At 45.7% G+C, this 1,149-nt stretch carries 2 protein-coding genes; one reads left to right on the top strand and one right to left on the bottom strand.

The window, feature by feature from the left end; translation table 11 throughout:
- The coding region (locus R7E78_RS24405; RefSeq protein ID WP_318058374.1) for an alpha/beta hydrolase at nucleotides 1-256 on the bottom strand (256 nt) is incomplete at its 3' end.
- A gap of 128 nt (nucleotides 257-384) precedes the next feature.
- Here R7E78_RS24405 and R7E78_RS24400 point away from each other — a divergent pair.
- On the top strand, nucleotides 385-1,149 hold a 765-nt coding region (locus R7E78_RS24400), incomplete at its 3' end, for a LysR family transcriptional regulator (protein WP_318058373.1).

The following is a 1,149-nucleotide window of genomic DNA, read 5'->3' as shown; positions in this document are numbered from 1 at the left end:
TGTGAGGGTTTTCTAGTTGGCGAGGCTCACCTGTACTTTCGCCCTGAAACGATGCGTCGAATGCGATAGTAACGAAGCCATGTTCTGATAGTTTTTTCGCGTAGGTTCCCGCTGTCTGCTCTTTAACGCCGCCACCAGGATGAGAAACTACAATGGCAGGATACGGTTTAGATTCATCAAAGTTTTCAGGAACGTTAATCACCGCTGCAATAGAGATGCCCAGACCATTTAGATTTTTGAAAGTAACTTTAGACATAACGAAATTCTCCTGTAGCGTTTCACTGTTTTGTCTCGTGGGGCGTAAGCCTTGGGTTAATACTAGTGAACGAACTGTATTAGATAAATATCGTTTTACATACATGACTGTTAAGTTATACTTAACAAATGGCTATTGAACCTTCCCTAATATCTTCACTAACGTGGTTTGCGCATGTAGCGCGCCATCGCAGTTTTACGAAAGCCGCCTCCGAAATGGGAGTGACGCGGGCTGCATTGTCGCAGCATGTGAAAGGGTTAGAAAAACAACTTCAAGTTAGGCTGCTAAATCGCACGACACGAAACATGTCTCTGACCGAAGAAGGGCAGCGTTTGCTCGACACCCTTCATCCTTCATTGACCAATATTGAGCAAGCCCTAAGTTCGCTGAATGATTTACATATCGAGCCCGCGGGGCTCATTCGTATTAGCGTGTCTAGAACAGCCGCTCGGCTTCTTATCGAACCGCACTTGGGGGAGTTTTTATCTCGTTATCCGAAAATACGTTTAGAGCTGATCATGGATGACGGTCTGACAAATATTGTTGCGGAAGGGATGGATGCAGGAATACGTTTAGGTGTTAGCTTGGATGAGCACATGGTCGCGATTCCAATCACTCCAAATCTGACAAACGCGATAGTCGGTTCTCCAGATTACTTCAAGCGATATGGCAAACCTGAAACGCCGAATGACTTAGAGCATCACAACTGCCTCGCGTACCGTTTTACCTCAAGTGGCACACACGACCATTGGTCACTCACGTCTCCTGATGTTGATAAACATACGGTGATATTTGAACCGCAAGGCAATGCGGTGTTCAACGACGATTACAGCATGTTGCAAGCTGCTATTCAGGGTGTGGGACTTATCAAGCACATTGATTTATGGGTATTG

Source organism: Vibrio sp. YT-19(2023) (genome assembly GCF_033337395.1).
Note: the sequence above shows the minus strand (reverse complement) of the source record. Positions and strands in the feature narration are given on the sequence as shown.